Annotated in this window: 21 protein-coding genes; 18 read left to right on the top strand and 3 right to left on the bottom strand. The window is 34.1% G+C overall.

Translation table 11 applies throughout. The annotated features are described in order from the left end of the window. Nucleotides 1-15 precede the first annotated feature (15 nt). Nucleotides 16-1,185 (top strand): MFS transporter, encoded by a 1,170-nt coding sequence (locus AQ616_RS15585; RefSeq protein ID WP_069686196.1) that lies wholly within the window; start codon nt 16-18, stop codon nt 1,183-1,185. Between the two features lie 301 nt (nt 1,186-1,486). On the opposite strand, the gene hmpA is transcribed toward AQ616_RS15585, so the two are convergent. Continuing rightward, the gene (gene hmpA / locus AQ616_RS15580; RefSeq protein WP_069686195.1) at nt 1,487-2,707 is read right to left on the bottom strand and encodes an NO-inducible flavohemoprotein; all 1,221 of its coding nucleotides are present in this window, start codon (nt 2,705-2,707) and stop codon (nt 1,487-1,489) included. Between the two features lie 131 nt (nt 2,708-2,838). On the opposite strand from hmpA, the gene nsrR reads away from it, so the two are divergent. The 4 genes from nsrR (at nt 2,839) to clpP (ending at nt 5,132) form a co-directional block, all read left to right on the top strand. Further along, entirely contained in the window at nt 2,839-3,285 is a 447-nt protein-coding gene (gene nsrR, locus AQ616_RS15575) for a nitric oxide-sensing transcriptional repressor NsrR (RefSeq protein WP_069686194.1), read from the top strand. Nucleotides 3,286-3,302: 17 nt separating this feature from the next. Beyond that, complete coding sequence (locus AQ616_RS15570) at nt 3,303-3,662, top strand: DUF488 domain-containing protein (RefSeq protein ID WP_069686193.1); 360 nt, start codon at nt 3,303-3,305, stop codon at nt 3,660-3,662. A gap of 196 nt (nt 3,663-3,858) precedes the next feature. Then, on the top strand, nt 3,859-4,533 hold the full coding sequence (locus AQ616_RS15565; protein ID WP_069686192.1) for a sigma factor-like helix-turn-helix DNA-binding protein: 675 nt from the start codon (nt 3,859-3,861) through the stop codon (nt 4,531-4,533). A 26-nt stretch (nt 4,534-4,559) separates the two neighbouring features. Further along, complete coding sequence (gene clpP, locus AQ616_RS15560; RefSeq protein ID WP_017795338.1) at nt 4,560-5,132, top strand: ATP-dependent Clp endopeptidase proteolytic subunit ClpP; 573 nt, start codon at nt 4,560-4,562, stop codon at nt 5,130-5,132. Between the two features lie 328 nt (nt 5,133-5,460). Here clpP and AQ616_RS15555 read toward each other — a convergent pair whose 3' ends face one another. Then, nucleotides 5,461-6,618 carry an acyl-CoA dehydrogenase family protein gene (locus tag AQ616_RS15555; protein WP_069686191.1) on the bottom strand — a complete coding sequence of 386 codons (1,158 nt, stop codon included), beginning with the start codon at nt 6,616-6,618 and terminating at the stop codon, nt 5,461-5,463. 192 nt (nt 6,619-6,810) lie between these two features. Between AQ616_RS15555 and AQ616_RS15550 the strand changes: the two genes are divergently transcribed. From AQ616_RS15550 to AQ616_RS15525, 6 genes are all read left to right on the top strand, one after another. Continuing rightward, on the top strand, nt 6,811-7,431 hold the full coding sequence (locus AQ616_RS15550; protein WP_069686190.1) for a TetR/AcrR family transcriptional regulator: 621 nt from the start codon (nt 6,811-6,813) through the stop codon (nt 7,429-7,431). After that, nucleotides 7,424-8,017 (top strand): GNAT family N-acetyltransferase, encoded by a 594-nt coding sequence (locus AQ616_RS15545; protein WP_069686189.1) that lies wholly within the window; start codon nt 7,424-7,426, stop codon nt 8,015-8,017. The genes AQ616_RS15550 and AQ616_RS15545 overlap by 8 nt, the downstream gene beginning before the upstream one ends. A 48-nt stretch (nt 8,018-8,065) precedes the next feature. Further along, nucleotides 8,066-8,731: an O-methyltransferase gene (locus AQ616_RS15540; protein ID WP_069686188.1), complete on the top strand. Its 666-nt coding sequence runs from the start codon at nt 8,066-8,068 to the stop codon at nt 8,729-8,731. Nucleotides 8,732-8,845: 114 nt separating this feature from the next. Beyond that, nucleotides 8,846-9,700: an alpha/beta hydrolase gene (locus AQ616_RS15535; RefSeq protein WP_017795343.1), complete on the top strand. Its 855-nt coding sequence runs from the start codon at nt 8,846-8,848 to the stop codon at nt 9,698-9,700. Nucleotides 9,701-9,747: 47 nt separating this feature from the next. Continuing rightward, a complete protein-coding gene (gene dnaN, locus AQ616_RS15530) occupies nt 9,748-10,872 on the top strand; it encodes a DNA polymerase III subunit beta (RefSeq protein ID WP_168156651.1) in 1,125 nt (374 codons plus the stop codon). A gap of 45 nt (nt 10,873-10,917) precedes the next feature. Continuing rightward, complete coding sequence (locus AQ616_RS15525) at nt 10,918-11,679, top strand: aminoglycoside phosphotransferase family protein (RefSeq protein ID WP_017795345.1); 762 nt, start codon at nt 10,918-10,920, stop codon at nt 11,677-11,679. A gap of 13 nt (nt 11,680-11,692) precedes the next feature. Here AQ616_RS15525 and AQ616_RS15520 read toward each other — a convergent pair whose 3' ends face one another. Then, nucleotides 11,693-12,112: a hypothetical protein gene (locus AQ616_RS15520; RefSeq protein ID WP_069686186.1), complete on the bottom strand. Its 420-nt coding sequence runs from the start codon at nt 12,110-12,112 to the stop codon at nt 11,693-11,695. 175 nt (nt 12,113-12,287) lie between these two features. On the opposite strand from AQ616_RS15520, the gene AQ616_RS15515 reads away from it, so the two are divergent. The 7 genes from AQ616_RS15515 to AQ616_RS15485 all read left to right on the top strand — a co-directional run bounded on the left by AQ616_RS15515 (nt 12,288) and on the right by AQ616_RS15485 (nt 16,710). Further along, on the top strand, nt 12,288-12,884 hold the full coding sequence (locus AQ616_RS15515) for a DNA-3-methyladenine glycosylase (protein WP_069686185.1): 597 nt from the start codon (nt 12,288-12,290) through the stop codon (nt 12,882-12,884). 108 nt (nt 12,885-12,992) lie between these two features. After that, complete coding sequence (locus AQ616_RS15510) at nt 12,993-13,448, top strand: DinB family protein (RefSeq protein ID WP_017795348.1); 456 nt, start codon at nt 12,993-12,995, stop codon at nt 13,446-13,448. A gap of 5 nt (nt 13,449-13,453) precedes the next feature. Then, nucleotides 13,454-13,876: a VOC family protein gene (locus AQ616_RS15505; protein WP_017795349.1), complete on the top strand. Its 423-nt coding sequence runs from the start codon at nt 13,454-13,456 to the stop codon at nt 13,874-13,876. Between the two features lies 1 nt (nt 13,877). Next, complete coding sequence (locus AQ616_RS15500) at nt 13,878-14,642, top strand: ABC transporter ATP-binding protein (RefSeq protein WP_069686184.1); 765 nt, start codon at nt 13,878-13,880, stop codon at nt 14,640-14,642. Nucleotides 14,643-14,647: 5 nt separating this feature from the next. After that, nucleotides 14,648-15,400, top strand: a complete 753-nt coding sequence (locus AQ616_RS15495; protein WP_069686183.1) for an ABC transporter permease — start codon at nt 14,648-14,650, stop codon at nt 15,398-15,400. A 243-nt stretch (nt 15,401-15,643) separates the two neighbouring features. Continuing rightward, nucleotides 15,644-15,937: a hypothetical protein gene (locus AQ616_RS15490; protein WP_017795352.1), complete on the top strand. Its 294-nt coding sequence runs from the start codon at nt 15,644-15,646 to the stop codon at nt 15,935-15,937. A 32-nt stretch (nt 15,938-15,969) separates the two neighbouring features. Continuing rightward, nucleotides 15,970-16,710: an alpha/beta hydrolase gene (locus AQ616_RS15485; protein ID WP_069686182.1), complete on the top strand. Its 741-nt coding sequence runs from the start codon at nt 15,970-15,972 to the stop codon at nt 16,708-16,710. Nucleotides 16,711-16,830 lie beyond the last annotated feature (120 nt).

Raw genomic sequence — 16,830 nt, 5'->3', positions numbered from 1 at the left:
AAAGGAGGATGCACAATGAAATCAAGGACATTAATAATGGCTGGATTGCCGATGATAGCAGTAACGTATGGTTTATCAAGATTCAGTTTTGGTTTGATGCTTCCTTATATTCGTGAATCATTATCAATTAGTCAAAGTGTCTCGGGGGTTATTTCATCACTATCGTACTTTGCTTATTGTATTGCCATTATCATGGCGATGATTTTTGCAGTTAAGATTGGTTCCAAAAATATTATTATGATAGCTGGTCTTTTTTCTATCACCGGATTAGGGTTGATCGCTGGTTCGACTAATTCTTTGTTATTGGGTATGGGAGTATTTATCGCTGGTTTAAGCACTGGATTAGCTTCGCCGCCTTATGCAGATATTGTTAGTACTAAAATCAATCCAGATAAAAAAGATCAAACAAACTCCTGGATAAATTCAGGTACAAGTATTGGAACTGCGTTTACAGGTATGATCGCACTCACAATGACGAATGATTGGAGACAGGTTTACATTATTTTCGCAATCGTAGCTTTCGTAGTTCTACTACTTAATTATTTTAGTCTTCCACGTAAAAATATTTCTAAAAAAGAGGCATCACCATTATCATTTTTTCCTTACAAAAAGGAGTGGAAAAATGCTATTGGATTAATCAGTGCTTCTATTCTTTTAGGTATCTCTAGTGCCGCATATTGGACTTTTTCACGTGATTATATTATTGGGATTGAACAATTACCAACGTTATTAGGCGATTTATTCTGGGTTCTTATTGGACTATCTGGACTCGCTGGTGGTATGGCTGGTTACTTTGTTTCCAAAATTGGATTAACCAAAGCGTATGTTATAACAATTGTTTTGTTATCCACCGCTTCTTTATTATTAGGGTTATTTCCAACAAATACTCTGAGCGGGATTATTTCTCCCATCCTATTTGGAAGTTCTTATATATTTGTAACAGGATTACTGATAGTATGGGGAACAAATACTTTTATTACTAACGCATCGTTTGGTTTAGGTGTGCCATTTTTATTATTAGCTTTAGGGCAAGTGATTGGTTCGATTATTGCAGGAACAATAAGTGAAGCGATAGGTTATTCATTCTTGTTTATTTTTTCTTCTCTAATAGGCTATTTAACAATCTTTATTTGGCCGAAAGAAAAGAATGAGCAAGAAGCTGAACCATTACGTGGCTTACAGTGATTATCCAAGCACTGGCTGGTTAATGATGTGATGACATTCAATAATGTAACATATAGGATTGACATATGGAGGAACGGAGGATATACACGTTTTGTGAAAGCCATTTTCTAATAGCCATAAAGAGGTGAGTATTTAATGAATAAAGAAGTTGTTGGCAAATGTAAGATATGTGGAGGCAACGTTTATTGTTCTGGTGGTTTTTTAGAAGGAGTTTTACAAGACAATAACACACTTTTATGTTTGTCCTGCTCAGGAAGGGATAAAAAGGATTGACACTCTGACTGTCAATCCTTTTTTATCTTTACTTCGCAATAGGTTCGAGAGGGCCAAATAATTCCATGTGAATATCTTTATCGGAGACATCCATAATTTGTAGGTCATGGTTTATTGCACTCATGAAAGGCTTAGGTCCGCACAAATAAAAGGCAGCATTTTTTGTAGGTATCACTTCTTCTAACCAGTCACAATCGATATACCCTTGTTTATCTCCATCTGTACCATTCTTGGGGGTACTAAATACAACATATTGCTTCACTTGTTCATAAGAATTTGCTATTTCAGATACTCTTTCTCTCATGGCTTGATGATCGATAGATTTGGCAGCTTGAATGAATATAACATTTCTATTTGGCTGAAGTTCTACAACGGATTCTAACATGCTCATGATTGGAGTTAAACCAACGCCACCACTAATTAAAACTAGTGGACGGTGATCACGTTCATCTAAAACAAAATCACCTGCAGGTGCACTAATTGGTAAAACAGATCCCTCCTCCACAGAATCATGTAGATAATTAGATACAATCCCAAACGGATGACTTGAAGCTTCTCGTTTTACACTAATACGATAAAAATTATTACCTGGTGCAGTTGATAAACTATATTGTCGTAGATGATCATATAATTCATTTTCTATCTGAGCTTTTATCGTAATATATTGACCAGGTTTGAAGGTAGAGATTGGTAAATTATCAACAGGTTTTAAATAAAAGGAAGTAATGTCTTTACTTTCTTTCACTTTTTTTATAATCATAAAATCACGAAAACCGGTCCACCCACCAATCTTGTTCTTCTTTTCGTTGTACATCTCTTTCTCTACTGAAATAAAGATGTCGGCGATAACAAAATAAGCTTTTTCCCATGCTTCTATAATTTCGTCGGTAGCTGCATCCCCTAATACTTCTTTAATCGCTATCAGCAAGTATTTACCAACAATCGGATATTGTTCTGGTTTAATATTTAAACTTGTATGTTTATGTGCAATTTGTTTTACATGTGGTAATATTTCTTCCAATTTCTCAATGTTAGCTGCAGCAGCATATACCGTATTTGCTAGTGCTTTAGATTGGGATCCTTTCCGTTGATTTGTTTGATTAAAGACATTTCTTAGTTCTGGATTGTTTTCTAAAAGTAGCTTATAAAAATGTTTTGTTATGGTTTCTCCATGTTCTTTTAATACTGGTACGGTGGTTTTAATAATTTCTGTCGTTCTTTTGTCTAAAGGTACGGTTGTATTTAACATGAAATCACTCCTAAATAAAAGATGTATTTTCTATACATCTTTTATTTTATATGTTTAAATTGCTATTACAATAAGTCTAATAAACCTTGTGTTACAATAATGTGAAAGATCTATTCGAGTAGGTGTGTAAGATGAATTTAAAAAAATATACCGACTATGCATTGCGAGTATTGATTTTTACTGGTTTAAAATCGGATCAAGAGCTTGCGAATATTAAGGAAATAGCTGAAGTATATCAGATATCACAAGAGCACCTGAGGAAAGTTGTACATGAGTTAACGAAAAAAGAATTAGTTGTCACGATTCGTGGGAGAAATGGTGGGATTAAGCTAGCAAAACCCGCTTCAGAGATAAATATAGGACATTTAATTCGACAGTTAGAGAATGGTTTTGTTTTATTGGAGTGCTTTGATAAAGGGACAAACCATTGTGTTATTTCTCCTGGATGTACACTCAAACATGTGATTAATAAAGCATTGGTAGCTTTCTTTAAGGTGTTAGAAGAATATACACTTGAGGATTTAATTAAGAATGAAGAAGAATTACTAGCACTAATGGGAATAGAAAAGAATGATTGATGGAGGAGGGGAATAATATGCCGATTGTCTTACAAAGAATTTATGAACATTCTCAATTCGACGGTTATAGAGTTTTAGTTGATCGAGTGTGGCCTAGAGGAATATCAAAAGTAACCGCTAATTTAGATGACTGGGCGAAAGATATTACCCCTAGTCCAACTCTAAGAAAATGGTTCAATCATGAACCGGAAAAATTTAATCAATTTAAAAAGGAATATAAAAAAGAACTACTTGAAAATCAATCAAAGATAAATAAATTATTAAATTTAAAAGAAATACAGGAAAATCAAAATCTAATTTTGCTTTATGCAGCGAAAGATAAAGAGCATAATCATGTTCTGGTTTTAAAAGAGGTTTTGGAAAATTATCAGCTTTAAATGAAAACTTCTCAGCCAATACACGATAGAACCAGTCAAAATAAATATAAAGTTTCTCATGGTTTTTAAAGAAGTTGTAATATTTTATGAAAAACGCATACATTAATCAATAAAATTGAAAAATTTTTCGTTACACATATCTTTTTTCTATCATTAATCGTTTATATTGATGAGAAGCGTAAAAGGAGTGATGAATATGTGCGCTAGGCCTAGCACAAGTTTTCGTGAAGAAAAACAAGATTTTTTAAAGATGTATCAGCAACTTTCATATTATTGTTTTTTCTTATCTCAAAATAAATGGGATGGAGAAGAACTACTCCAGGATACGATAGTTAATGCGTTAGCAAAATATAACGATTCACATTTGTGGAATATAGGTTTGCTTAAAAAAATTGCTCATAATAACTGGATAGACAAAATGCGTAGACAACGAACTGCTCCCATACCACAGTTTGAGCATGAACAGATCCATGAAGAAAAACATGGAGAAGCTGAAGCATTAGTAAGGATGTTACTTACTAAATTGACTGAAAAACAACTGTCTGTTTTCTTATTAAAAGAAGTTTTTAACTTTAAGAACTTGGAAATAGCGGATATCTGTGGGTCTTCAGAAGTTGCAATAAAAGCTTTATTATATCGATGTAGAAAACATATAAGTGAATTTGATATGACTGATGTTTTCTGTGAAGATTCAATTAAGGAAAAACATGCCAAAGATTTTATCACATTGGTGGTAGGGGTTATTAAAGCAGATGATCCTTATCTTTTAATAAAATGGATTCCAACACTGTTTAAAGAAAATCATCAAGTTACGATGCTTTCTGTAAAATCATCTACTTCTCCTTGTTGCGCTCTCTCAATGGCAGCTTAATAAAAGCTGATATAAGGAGGAAAACGATGAATACAGTACCTTATGTGATTGAACAATCGAATCGTGGGGAGAGATCCTACGATATTTTTTCCAGACTGTTAAAAGATCGAATTATAATGGTAAGTGATGAAATAAATGATCAGATGGCAAATAGTATTGTAGCTCAGCTATTGTTTTTAGCAGCAGAAGATGCAGACAAAGATATCTCTCTTTATATAAATAGTCCTGGCGGTTCGACTTCTGCTGGCTTTGCGATTTTTGATACGATGCAATATATAAAACCAGATGTTCGAACTATATGTACGGGAATGGCGGCGTCGTTTGGAGCTATGTTGTTATTGGCTGGAGCCAAGGGAAAACGTTTTGCACTCCCCAATAGTGAGATCATGCTCCATCAACCGCTTGGAGGTGCGCGTGGCCAGGCAACAGAAATTGATATTTCTGCGAAGCGGATAATTAAATTAAGAGAAAAAATCAATCAAATAATTGCTGAACGCACGGGGCAATCCGTGGAGAAGGTAAGAAAAGATACCGATCGTGATTACTTTTTGACTGCAAAGGAAGCAAAAGAATATGGATTGATTGACGAGATTATATAAATAGAACGTAAAGGGGTTGGGTTATATCTAGACGCTTTGATAAAAAACGTATGATAGCTACAACTAGCGCAAGAAATATACGGAGACTCCTTAAAAATCAAAAATCGATTTTCTGCGTGCGATGCAATGCTGTCGATGTCTTCCTTGTCCTGTGGGAGTGAGGCATAGGTGAGACCCTGGAATGCGGTGTATCCGGAGGCTCACCAGCCGCCCACGGAAAGCGGAGTATATCTCTGAAGCGGGTTTTCAAAACTTATTCATTTGTATATATTTTTTGTCATAAAAAGTCCAAAGAACGAACTTTATGAAAAAGGAGGTTACATAGTAATTAGTTATTCTTTTTCATCGATCTATCAGCTAACTGTATAATTGTCATATCATCCATCGGAGGATTGTGTAATCCCGCTCGAACGTCACGATAGTAGCGTTGTAAATTGTTTTTCTCAGATAAGCTTTTTGCTCCAACAATTCGCATGGCTAGATCAACGGCTTGCACAGCCTTATTAGTAACCGATAGTTTTGCTGCACCAAGTTCAGGTCCCATCGCAACACGAATATTTTCATCGCCATTATCCCATTGTTGTGCAATGGAATGAAGGAAATGTTTAGATTCCATTAATAACAATTCAAGGTCACCCATCTTTTGTTTTACATTAGGTAAATCAGAAATAGTTCCTTCAATACTATTTGGTGAATAATTCATTGCGAATTGTATAGCTTCTTTTTGTGCTGCTTGAGCAATTCCTAGATAACAAGCGGGTATGTGAAGTAACCAACCAGCTGGTTTTCTTTTCTTACTTGATAGCATCTCAACTAAATCTTTCTCATCTAGGTGAACATTCTTTAATACCAGATCATGACTCCCACTGCCACGCATCGCAATAGAATCCCACGTCTCTTCTACTTTCACGCCCTGTTTATCCCGTTTGATTAAGAAATTGCCGACTTCTCCTGTCTCATCAATGGTTGCACTTACAACAAAGTAAGTAAGAATTGGAGATAGTGTTGTGAATGTTTTTCTGCCATTAATTATCCACTTATTACCTTGTTTAATCGCGTGCGTTTCTGGTTTTCCGCCCCGTGTAGGGCTTCCAGTAGCTGGTTCTGTCGCTGCATTGTTGAGTAGAGCTCCGTTCTGAATAACATCATTTGCTACAGCGGAATACATTTCTTCTTTCCATATTTTATTTTCGCCAAGATATTTCATAATCCCCATATGCCACCCTATTGATAAAGCGGTGGAACCATCTGCATTTGCAATGATTTCTTGATATGTCAGTAATTCATCTAAAGATATCCCGGCCCCTCCGTATTCTTTTGGTATTGTCAAACTAGGATAACCAATCGATTGTAAATCCTTAAAGTTTTCAAATGGAAAAGATACGTCTTTATCATGTTTTTGTGCTCGTTCATTAAATGATGCAACGGTATTTTTTAATAATTGTATGCGTTTATCTGTTGTATTTAGATCGAGTAAATTATTCATTACTTAAAACCTCCTTAAATACTTAGTAAGTCAATAGGTATTATCTTTATTATTTCATTGTTAAAAATAAAATTCAATTAACGGGTACTTGAAAAGAACATAAGAAATATCAGCCCCTAGGTGGATAACATATTGATAATTACTTCATATAATGAACATAAGTTCAATTCATTATAAAGAGGAGGAATATAATTGGTAAGGTCGAAAGAGCAAAATGAACGAATGTCGTATGTTACCAGAGAGAAGATTATAGAAGCAGCATTAAGCCTATTTGCATATAAAGGCTATGCATTAACAACAATCAAAGATGTTTCGAAAACGGCTGGCATAAGTACAGGTCTAATTTATAGGCATTTTCATTCAAAAGAAGAACTATTCGACACACTGATTGAAATGGCCATAATAGAAATAAAAGAACTGATAAACTTTTTAGATACAGATATTAACCCAAAGGATATGATAAATAGCTTGGTAGAGAAGATAATCGCTGGAATTGAGTCAAGTGAACTTATCGCCCATTATTATTTGCTGGTATCTCGTTCATTCATTGATAATGATGTCACTAAGCAACAGGAAAACTTGAAAACAATAAATTTAATATTGTTTCAAAAAATGTCTAATCTAATAGAAAAAGGACAACAACTAGGGGAGCTGAAAGAAGGAAATGCTGATAAACTTTCATTGCTTTTCTTCTCATTAATACAAGGAATAGCTAGTATGAAGTTGTTTTTGGAAGATAAGTTTATCGCACTAGAAAGTCAAGATTTAACAGTATTTCTTATTAACGAAGAGAAAGGAGAAGAATATGTATAAATCTAACGTTGAGGTAAGACTAATGAAGGAATTAAATACTGATGTGAGAAGGGAAGTGGCACAGGTATTTGTAAATGGTTATGATAGGGAGTTATCTTTTCTTTCGAAGGACGAGGAAAAGTTAGTCAGTGCTTTTCAACAAATGATTTGTCCAGAAGTATTTTATATTGGAATTTTAGATAATGAAATTGTAGGAATTCTAGCCTGTTCAAATAATAAACAACGAGCAATAACAATAAAGCAAGAAGTACTCAAAGAACATTTTGGAGCCTGGAAAGGTCGTATAGCATACCGCTTGATGAAAGATGAATTTAATAGTAAGCTTCTTTTTGGAAATGAAGCTGGCTATATTGAATGTGTTGCAACTAAGGAAAAGTCAAGGGGAAAAGGTGTATCTACGGCTTTATTTAACGATATGTTAGTGCACGCTCCACATCAACACTATATGTTAGAAGTAGTAGATACCAATGTAGCAGCTCGCAAAATGTATTCTAAGTTAGGATTTATAGAAACAAAGCGGAAGAAAGAACGGTTTTCTTCTTTAAAAGGTTTTAAGGAGAGAATCTATATGGAGAGATATTCATAGTTTAATTGTTTATTAGTATATAATAGTATACAGAGAGGAGAGAACTTTATGAAAAATCATTCATTATGGAATAATGTAGACGAGTACTTTGAGGAAAAGCTTTTACCTGAAGACAAAATATTAAATCAAATATTAGAGAATAATCAAGCAGCAGGATTACCACAAATTGATGTGGCACCTTTACAAGGGAAGTTATTATACCTATTAACAAAAATGAAGTCCGCGAGACAAGTGTTAGAGATTGGAACATTGGGTGGTTACAGTTCAATATGGTTTGCCAAAGGAGTAACTCAGAATGGTAAAGTAGTAACTTTAGAAGCAAATCAAACCCATGCGGAAATAGCAAGGAAAAATATAGAGAACGCAGGATTCAAACAAACGGTACAAGTGCTTGTTGGAAATGCAATTGATACTCTTCCAACCTTAGAAAATGCAGGCGAGTCTTTTGATGTTATTTTTATTGATGCCGATAAACAAAATAATCCCAAGTATTTAGAATGGGCTTTACGGTTAGCGAATGAAGGGGCGCTCCTTATTGCAGATAATGTTGTGCGAAATGGAGAAGTAATTGATCAAAAAAGTGAAGATGAACGTATCCAAGGGCTAAGAGAATTTATGAATATGCTTGAAAACGAAGAACGTATTGAATCTACTGCTATTCAAACAGTTGGTTCCAAAGGTTATGACGCTTTCGTGATTGGGATAGTGAAGTAAGCTGGCCCTTCAAAATTTCGAGAAGGAAATCTACTATCAAGTAGAGAAAATTAGCTAAGAAAACGGAAACTTGGTGGTGATCATATTACTTTTCTTAAAGGTGTTGAAATTAGTTTGAAAGGATCAACTGGAGCACCAGTTGTCATTTTAACTGGCATGGGTTGTTCTTTTTACGAATGGCACAGTGTTAGTGAATCGCTTTGTAAAACAAATAGGGTGCTAATGTATCATAGACCAGGACTAGGAAGAAGTCAGTTGCAGGATGATAATCGAAATACTAGAAAAGCAGTTCAAGAATTATTTAATCTTATAGAATGCTTGGATTTTAAAGAACCAATAATCCTTGTTGGCCATTCATATGGAGGTTTGTGTGCCCAACATTTTCTAAAAAAGTATCCATATTTAGTAGGTGGATTAATACTAGTAGATTCTACATCTGTTGACTTACATGAGTTAGATGAGCTTGATCTACCTCTTTTGAATAAGGATTCTACAGATGAAATTTGGATACAAAAATGTATGGAATATTCTACTATGAGTGAGGATGAAATATTTCATGAGTTACAACCAAGTTTAACTGAAAAAGAAAAACAATTACCAACTGAAATTCAACGAAACATTTTAACATTTTCTCTAAATCCACTTCTATATAAAGCCATGGCATCCGAAATAAGAAATTGGAAATATGATGCGGAGCACATAAAACACTTGCATAATCCAAAAAACACACCGTTGATTGTTATAGGACGGGACAAACAATTCAATATCCAGACTGGTATAAATGACGGGTCCCCAAAGTCAGAACTGGAGTTGTTTGAAAATACCTGGCATCAACTAATTATTGATCAGCTTTCGTTAAGTTGTCACAGCGAACTAATCATCGCAGAAAACGCGAGTCACAATGTCCATTTGGATAGACCAGATGTTATCGAAAAAGCAGTAGGCAAGGTCGTTTCTCAATTGTATTAAAGGAGTTAATGAACTGATGAAAGGGTTGCTGAAAATTGGAATTTCGATTGAATAAAGAAGTTTTTTATAAAGCACTATCTATAGTGAATAAAGCTGTTTCCTCAAATACCACAATAACCGTATTAACAGGAATAAAATTAGAAGTAACAAATGAAAAGATAATAGTTACTGGAGCTAATTCAGATATGTTTTTAACGAACACCATTCCAATAACTACAGGAAATAAGCATCGACACGTAGTTGATATTATTAATACAGGAACGGTTGTATTACCTGCGAAAATAGTAGTTGCTATTATAAAAAAATGTGAAAATGAAGTGCATATGAAATTACAAGGTAATCAAGTTTCAATTATGTCCGGGTCGATTCAAACAACTATTAATGGACTGATAGCAGATGAATTTCCACAATTACCTCAACGGGGTAGCGTTGAACCAATAACAATCTCTTCTAATGAGTTAAAAAAAGCTATACTGCAAACTGCTTTTGCTGTTTCTATTAATGAGACAAAGCCAGTATTAACTGGGATAAACATATTGCTCGAAAATAAAAAGCTAAAGTTAATAGCAACGAATTCTTATCGACTAGCAACAAAAGAGATAGACATCGAATCTAGTAATCATCAAGAATCCTTTATTGTTCCTACAGTAGGGATAACCTATTTTGTAAATACGCTTCCTTCTGATTCCGCACACAATACATCTATATACGTATATAATAATCATGCTATATTCAAATATAAAAATGTATCACTTTATACAAAATTAATTAACGGCACATACCCAAATGTGCAAAGCTTATTAAATAGAGATGCTAATTTGGTAATTTCAATGTCAAAAGATAGCTTGATTAAAGGAATTGATCGAGCATGTGTTTTTGCAACTGAATGGGAGAACAACAATGTGAATCTACAAATTTTGGATAAGTGCATAGATATATCATCCAATTCTACAGAGTATGGAACAATTCAAGAACGACAAGAGATTGAAGTAGTCAAAGGGAAATCAAATATTAATCTAACGTTTGATGGTAAATATATGTTGGAGGCGTTAAAGAAAATTGAAGAAGATAGGGTAATGTTGAATTTTGGACAATCTATGTCTCCGGTTTTTATACGACCAACCAATAATTCATCATTGAGTTATTTGATATCACCAGTTAGGACGAAATAGAGCAAAGCAGATGTAATAAATGATTGAACAAGTTGGTGAATAGTAATGAAGCTAGGTGAATTAATAGCAAAAGGGAATACAGCAGATATTTACGCTATGGATGATAAAAAGGTTGTAAAGCTATTCAAACCAGATTTTCCTGGAGTTGAAGCGGAAAAAGAGGCTAGCAAGCAGCAATTTGCTAAAAAATGTGGGTTACATGTACCGAAAATTTTTGATGTGACTATAATAAACAATCGACAGGCGATTATTATGGAATATATGAATGCTACTCCGCTTGGTGAGTATATTTTAGGACAAACAAAGACTATCGAAGAGATTATGTTGATTTGCGTTAAAGTCCAACAACATATCCATCAAATTGCAGTCAAGGACCATTTAATTGAATCGATGAGTGAAAAGCTCGAATACCAAATAACGAACAATGCTGTATTAAATAAGAAACAAAAGAGGGATTTACTAAAGGAATTAAATAAAATCGATTATACAGCATATCTTTGTCATGGTGATTTGCATCCGTTTAATGTGTTAATAGATGAGAAAAAGGATGAAACTATCATTATTGATTGGGTTGATGCTAGTGCTGGAGATATTCGGGCAGATGTTTACCGAACTTATTTATTGCTATCTGGATCCAATCAAGAGTTAGCGGATCTTTATGTAAATCAGTATTGTTCAACTTCAGAAATAACTCAAGATGAAGTTTTTCAATGGGGACCAATTATCGCTGGTGCACGATTATTTGAGGTGGTCCCTTCTGAAAATAAGCAACGTTTAATAAATGTGGTAAATGGGCTTTATCGGTAATTTTTAATTTCTTTTAGTCGATATGGAGAGAGAATATATAAGATGCTTCTCCTTGATCCCAATAACCTATAATTTCATAGATTATCTCTCCTTTATTCATTAAATCTATAGAATCAGAAGAACTTACCACTTGATTATCCTCCCAGATTCTAACAGCATATTTACTAGGTTCCATGTCAAAGTTTAATGTAACTTGAGAGTTTGTAGTCACATTAGGTGAATCGAATTGTTTTGCTAATTCAGATGGCCCGTCTATATCTACCGTAGTATTTGTCATGGGCCCATCTTTATTTTCGTATTCCCAACTGTATGTTCCTTGAATGGTTGTGATTATTTTATTACCAATATCGATTGATAATTGTGGTGGTTCCAGTAATTGATTTTCTTTAGCACTTGAATGAACTGATTTATCAATAGTTATCGTTTCTTCCACACATCCTACAAGAAAGAGGAAAGTACAACATATAATCAATAATAGAATGTTTTCATGATACACCTCCAATACATCTTTAAATTTAATATATCATAAATAGTTTAAAATATTGGTTATATTTATGAACTGCTGAGAACGGGTACACTGAAAGAAAATGAAAAAGGATGTGTAGATAATGGAGCAACAGCAGAATTTCGAACCATTAGTTGAATCATTTTACCAAGTACCAACACTTGAATTAGCGAAAAATCTATTAGGTTGTATTTTAGTGAAACAAACGGAAGAAGGAACAACTTCAGGTATTATTGTTGAGACAGAGGCTTATCTGGGAAATTCAGACCGAGCAGCTCACGGTTATGGAAATCGAAGGACAAAACGTACAGAAATTCTCTATGCTAAACCAGGGCATGCATATGTGCATCTCATTCATAATCATCGTCTGATTAATGTGGTTAGTAGTATGGAAGGTGATCCTGAAAGTGTGCTAATTCGAGCGGTCGAACCTTTTTCCGGTATAGATGAAATGCTTATGCGGAGACCAGTGAAGAAGTTTCAGAACTTAACCAGTGGGCCAGGAAAATTAACACAAGCTATGGGGATACACATGGAGGATTATGGCCGCTACATGCTAGAGCCTCCTTTATTTATATCTGAAGGAAAATCTCCCATATCAGTGAAAAGCGGAAGTCGAATTGGCATAGATAATACTGGTGAGGCAAAGGATTATCCTTATCGATTTTGGGTAGATGGCAATCCTTTTGTATCAAAATAAAATATCGTTATTCATTGGAAAGACAAAGGGATTCACATATTTATGTAGAAATAATTAGGTAGATGTATTCATAGACATTATAAATATTAAAAAATAAGGAGGAAATCAATGAATACGAAAGAAGTTTTATTAGCTCAGATTGACGCTTGTTTGGAAAATACATGGTTTGTATCATTATTTTATTCTATAGAAGGACTGACAGAAGAAGAGGCAGATTGGAAACCTTCAAGTGAAGTAAACTCCATTCGAGAAATAGTAAATCATTTGATTTTTTATAATGAACGACATCTAAACAGATTTAAGAACGCACCGACAGACACGAAAAAAGTTGAATCCACTTTTTCGAATAGAGATGGACTTACTTGGGATGATGTACGTGAAAGGATTACAAAGGGAATTGAAAGCTGGAAAATGGAATTGCAAAATGCAGGTATGAATAAAGTGGAGGAGCAAGCAGAGGTAATAGCCCATTTAACTATTCATATAACCTATCATACTGGTCAGATTATTTTCCTTAGGAAATTACAAGGGAGTTGGAATAAAGAAGATGGTGTGAAGGGGTGAAATTGATGAATGAAAAGCTTTGGAGAATTGGAACAACATATATTCCGGTAAGCGATATAGAACTTTCTGCAAATTGGTACGTGGAAAAGTTAGGTGCACGGGTGAACTATCAAGATGATGATAAATGTATTCTAGATCTGGCAAATCAAAGCATTTTTCTTGTTAGATCTCCATCTGGTCAAAATGCTAATTTTATAGATTTAGCTGGAGAAGAACATTTTTCCATAACGTTTGAAGTGGATGGAGTAAAATCACTAGAATTTCTCCGGCTTGAATTAGCGGTAGATGATGTTCGTGTAGGTGAACTAGAAGATAGAGGTCATGCGGGAAGGAATTTCGTGTTTTATGATCCAGATGGCAATAAATTTGATGTGTGGAGTGAATTGAGTCCTCGTTTTAAGGAAAAGTATAGATTATTGGAGGGATGATATGTCTCATTCTGTAAATATTGAAGAAAAGTCAAGTGTCGTTATAAAGGGGCTAACAAAGCGATTTCAGAGTGAAGTAGTTTTAGATAATGTAGATATAACCATTTCAAAAAATGAGATACATGGAATTATTGGTCGAAATGGAGCAGGGAAAACAACATTTATTGAATGTATAACAGGATTTCTACCTTTTGATAGTGGAGAAGTCAAGCTTTTGAACCTTGAGGGTCCACAAAACCAAAAACAGATAATGCAACATATTGGTATACAACCTCAAGTCGGAAACCTATTGCCAAGACAAACGGTTTATGAAACGATTCAATTATTTACAAGCTTTTATAAAGAATCCATCCCTGTTGAAAAATTAATGGATTTACTAGCTTTAAATCAACTGGAAACTAAGAAAATAAAAGACCTATCTGTTGGCCAAAAGCAACGATTACTAGTAGGGTTAGCTTTGATTGGTAATCCATCATTAATCATATTAGATGAACCGACAACTGGTATTGATCCTCAAATACGTCAACTAATCTGGGAAGTATTAAAAGAAGTAAGAGATTCGGGAAGCACAATCTTATTAACTACTCACTATATGGAAGAGGCTCATAAGTTATGTGATCGTATTTCTATTTTACATAATAATAGGTTTTTGGTTACTGGAACTCCTGAAGAAATAATAAATGCACATAAAAAGCACTTATCTGATAGTTTAGAAGATGTATTCCTTAATCTTACTGGAACGGATTTACGAAGGGAGATTGATTAAGGATTATGAAAGAAATGGCCATTATTCAAAATTTAGTTGTGGTTGGCTTGAAAGAAATTACTCGTGACCCAAAAATTTTGTTCTTTTCAATGATCTTTCCTTTGTTTTTCCTAGGCTTATTTTATGGAATGAGTTTTGTTATTCCTTCATCAGAAGTAATGGAAATGACGTTGATCGAGTTTATGTTTCCTGGTATTTTAATGATGGCATTTGCAAGTATAGGCTTTTTAGGCACATCTGTACCAATTATTGAAATGAGACAAAAAGGGGTATTAAAAACATTTCGAACTACGCCTTTAAAGGAGATTACTTTTGTTTTGTCGCAGGTTATTGTCCGGTTGGTACTTGCCTGCATTCAATTAGTAATATTTGTTGTAATAGGTGTTTTCTTAAATATGATTGATATGAGTAATCTCTTGCTTTTTCTAGTCATTTCATTATTGGGTATTTGTATGTTTTTGATATTTGGGTTTCTATTTGGTGGTCTTTTTAATCATGTTGAACTAGCTTCAGGTGTCTTAAGTTTTTTGATGGTCCCTCTTATCATGTTAAGTGGTGCAATGCTGCCATTATATATTTTACCAGATGTATTTCAAACCATTTCATATTTTATACCAATTACGTATTTAACGGATATCTATCATCAATTTTTATTTGGTGTAGAAGGAAATATCCCTATTATTGCTGATGTCCTTATTATTATTGGAATCAGTGTCATCTTTTATTGGTTAACTGTTAAGACATTTAAGTGGAATTAGTCTTACCTGATGGAGGTGATCAGTACTGGATAATTTTTATTAATACGTTTAATTTTTTGAATATTTGATTTTTATGAAGTTGTTTTTTTAATTGGAAGTGCCATTGTATTTTTATTTCCTGCATTTTATTTTCTTGGTGCAGAGAATTAGTTCAGAGTTTTTATCATCCTTCCTTTGATTTCTTTTGTTGTGGCATTTTTTCTATATCGGAGAGTTGAATAGTTTGCAAGAAGGTGAATGTAAATGGTTATCTTATTTATTTTAGTTTTTCTCATTGCGTTATATCTTAATAAAGATCGGCTCAAGAAGTTAACGATGTTGCAAATATTTGGAGTTGCACTGACGTTTGTTTTAGGAATATTAATTGGGGCTGGTCTTATTCTTTACTTTGTTTACTTGGTAGACGAGTTTTTCCCTGATGGAAGTATAAGAACAGTATTGAGGGTTTTAGTTGTAATTATTTCATTTTGGGTTATTTTCATGATGATGAGTAAAGTCGTAAATCGAATTATAGGGAAAGATTTTACTGACTTATAGTTCTGTTAAAATTCAAAAATGGAGGGCTAGAGATGCCAGAGCAATATGCCGTATTAGAAGGAGCGGAGCCATTTTATTTTGAAGGGAATCGTGTAGGAGTATTGGTTTCTCATGGTTTTACCGGTACGACACAAAGTATGCGACCGCTTGGGGAAGCATTTGCGGATGCTGGATATACTGTATGTAGCCCAAGATTGAAGGGACATGGAACCCATTATAAAGATATGGAGAAAACGACATTCCATGATTGGATTGAATCTATTGAAGAAGGATATCAGTGGCTCCAAGAGCGTTGTGACTCTATTTACATGTGCGGCTTGTCAATGGGAGGAACATTATCTCTATACATGGCACAGAAGTACAGTGAATTAAAAGGAATTGTCTTAATAAATGCCGCTATAGAAGTGCCAGATATGGAAACAGCAACAGATATAAAAGATACACGTTTTATTGATGCAATTGGATCAGATATAAAAAAGCTGAATGTGCAGGAATTAGCATATGAAAAAACACCAGTTCAATCGATTAGAGAGATTGTAGGGCTGATGGAACAAGTACGATTAGATTTAAATAAAGTTACGTGCCCCACATGTATATTTGTATCGGATGTGGATCATGTGGTACCACCATATAATTCAGAGGTCATATATAAAGAAATCGAATCTAACGTGAAAGAAATAATTCCATTAAAAGATAGTTATCACGTGGCAACGCTGGATAATGACCAGGCTTATATAATTGAGAAAACATTGGAGTTTATAGGTGAGTATTAGTTTGAGGGAGAAAATTTAATACCAAATGTTAATGGTATAAGTATTGTAGATGTTTTAATGTTAAATGAGTCTGACTTAGCGGGAATTCCTGACCAAGCAGGTATTTTTGTGATAATCGAA

Source organism: Oceanobacillus sp. E9 (assembly GCF_001741975.1).
In the GTDB taxonomy this organism is placed as follows: domain Bacteria; phylum Bacillota; class Bacilli; order Bacillales; family Amphibacillaceae; genus Oceanobacillus; species Oceanobacillus kimchii.
This window is presented reverse-complemented; position numbering and strand designations above follow the sequence as displayed.

Excerpts from the sequence above, each read along its gene's own strand:
- AQ616_RS15585 (WP_069686196.1), top strand. The coding sequence starts at position 16 with ATGAAATCAAGGACATTAATAATGGCTGGATTGCCGATGATAGCAGTA.
- hmpA (WP_069686195.1), bottom strand. The coding sequence starts at position 2,707 with ATGTTAAATACAACCGTACCTTTAGACAAAAGAACGACAGAAATTATT.
- nsrR (WP_069686194.1), top strand. The coding sequence starts at position 2,839 with ATGAATTTAAAAAAATATACCGACTATGCATTGCGAGTATTGATTTTT.
- AQ616_RS15570 (WP_069686193.1), top strand. The coding sequence starts at position 3,303 with ATGCCGATTGTCTTACAAAGAATTTATGAACATTCTCAATTCGACGGT.
- AQ616_RS15565 (WP_069686192.1), top strand. The coding sequence starts at position 3,859 with ATGTGCGCTAGGCCTAGCACAAGTTTTCGTGAAGAAAAACAAGATTTT.
- clpP (WP_017795338.1), top strand. The coding sequence starts at position 4,560 with ATGAATACAGTACCTTATGTGATTGAACAATCGAATCGTGGGGAGAGA.
- AQ616_RS15555 (WP_069686191.1), bottom strand. The coding sequence starts at position 6,618 with ATGAATAATTTACTCGATCTAAATACAACAGATAAACGCATACAATTA.
- AQ616_RS15545 (WP_069686189.1), top strand. The coding sequence starts at position 7,424 with ATGTATAAATCTAACGTTGAGGTAAGACTAATGAAGGAATTAAATACT.
- AQ616_RS15540 (WP_069686188.1), top strand. The coding sequence starts at position 8,066 with ATGAAAAATCATTCATTATGGAATAATGTAGACGAGTACTTTGAGGAA.
- AQ616_RS15525 (WP_017795345.1), top strand. The coding sequence starts at position 10,918 with ATGAAGCTAGGTGAATTAATAGCAAAAGGGAATACAGCAGATATTTAC.
- AQ616_RS15515 (WP_069686185.1), top strand. The coding sequence starts at position 12,288 with ATGGAGCAACAGCAGAATTTCGAACCATTAGTTGAATCATTTTACCAA.
- AQ616_RS15510 (WP_017795348.1), top strand. The coding sequence starts at position 12,993 with ATGAATACGAAAGAAGTTTTATTAGCTCAGATTGACGCTTGTTTGGAA.
- AQ616_RS15505 (WP_017795349.1), top strand. The coding sequence starts at position 13,454 with ATGAATGAAAAGCTTTGGAGAATTGGAACAACATATATTCCGGTAAGC.
- AQ616_RS15500 (WP_069686184.1), top strand. The coding sequence starts at position 13,878 with ATGTCTCATTCTGTAAATATTGAAGAAAAGTCAAGTGTCGTTATAAAG.
- AQ616_RS15495 (WP_069686183.1), top strand. The coding sequence starts at position 14,648 with ATGAAAGAAATGGCCATTATTCAAAATTTAGTTGTGGTTGGCTTGAAA.
- AQ616_RS15490 (WP_017795352.1), top strand. The coding sequence starts at position 15,644 with ATGGTTATCTTATTTATTTTAGTTTTTCTCATTGCGTTATATCTTAAT.
- AQ616_RS15485 (WP_069686182.1), top strand. The coding sequence starts at position 15,970 with ATGCCAGAGCAATATGCCGTATTAGAAGGAGCGGAGCCATTTTATTTT.